Raw genomic sequence first — 1,002 nt, 5'->3', positions numbered from 1 at the left:
GTACGACACCACCACGCGGAGGGTCGGATGAAGCGTTTCCGCAATCGCAAGCCTGCCCGCCGCAGCTCCGCCGAACGATCAGTCGAAGAGGTGATGCACGACACCCTCCGCATGATCGAGCGTGCCGACCTGAAGGCCCTGGCCGCCAACCCAGTCTCCCGCGAGGCGCTCCAAGGCGTCCACAGCCAAGCGGTAAAGCAGGTTGTCGAATTCCGGCGGGGCCTGGCCCTTGCCGAGCAGATCGAGCAGGCCTACGCGTCGGCACTCGCAACCGCGGTGGAGGCGTAAGGCTATGCACATTCCAACAGCCAAAGCCGGCCAGCGCTACGACGCCATTGTGACTGCACAGGAGATCAAACATCCCTCATATGCCGCCCTGGAGCCTGTCGCCCACGCGCTGCTTATCGAGCTCCGCAGCCTGGAGCAACCATTTCAGATTCCGGTGGTCTCGATCAGCGTTCGCGAAGCGATGAGAATCCTAGGCGTTGGGCAGCGCCCAGTGGAACGAGCATTCCGGGAACTGGAGGCGCACGGATGGACCGAAGAAAAGCGGGTGGCCGGTGGCCGCCGGCGCGTTGTCCTTCTCAAGAGCCCGTGCCAGGCGTCCAATGGCTAGGCGCAAGAAGGAGAACCGCTGGGAGGATATCGATGGGGGAATGGCCTTCGTCATCCCTTACACCCTTCTGCGGCATCCGAACTACACGCGACTCAGTCCCTTCGCGCACAAGCTGGTGCAGGACCTTGCGCGCCAGTACACCGGCTTCAACAACGGCTACCTGTGCGCATCCTGGTCGTTGATGCAGGCTGCGCATTGGAACTCCGAGAACACCGTCAGGAAAGCCGCAGCGGAGCTTGAGCACTATCGGATCATCGAGCGTACCAAGCAGGGTGGCCGGAACGCGGCCACGCTCTACGCATTCACCTGGCGTCGCATCGACTGGAAGAAGGACAGACCGCTCGACGTGTCAGCCACCGCAAAGCCGTCCGATAGCTGGAAGCACG

General features: G+C 62.8%; 3 protein-coding genes. All 3 read left to right on the top strand.

Translation table 11 applies throughout. From position 1 onward, the window contains the following. Positions 1-288 (top strand): hypothetical protein (locus tag ABZX22_RS45420; RefSeq protein ID WP_354923651.1); only part of this gene is annotated, 288 nt, incomplete at its 5' end. A 4-nt stretch (positions 289-292) separates the two neighbouring features. Next, complete coding sequence (locus tag ABZX22_RS45415; RefSeq protein WP_354923648.1) at positions 293-616, top strand: hypothetical protein; 324 nt, start codon at positions 293-295, stop codon at positions 614-616. Between the two features lie 40 nt (positions 617-656). After that, on the top strand, positions 657-1,002 hold a 346-nt coding region (locus tag ABZX22_RS45410), incomplete at its 3' end, for a hypothetical protein (RefSeq protein ID WP_354923645.1).

The sequence above is a fragment of the Nonomuraea sp. NPDC003804 genome, from assembly GCF_040610675.1.
GTDB lineage: Bacteria > Actinomycetota > Actinomycetes > Streptosporangiales > Streptosporangiaceae > Nonomuraea.
This window is presented reverse-complemented; position numbering and strand designations above follow the sequence as displayed.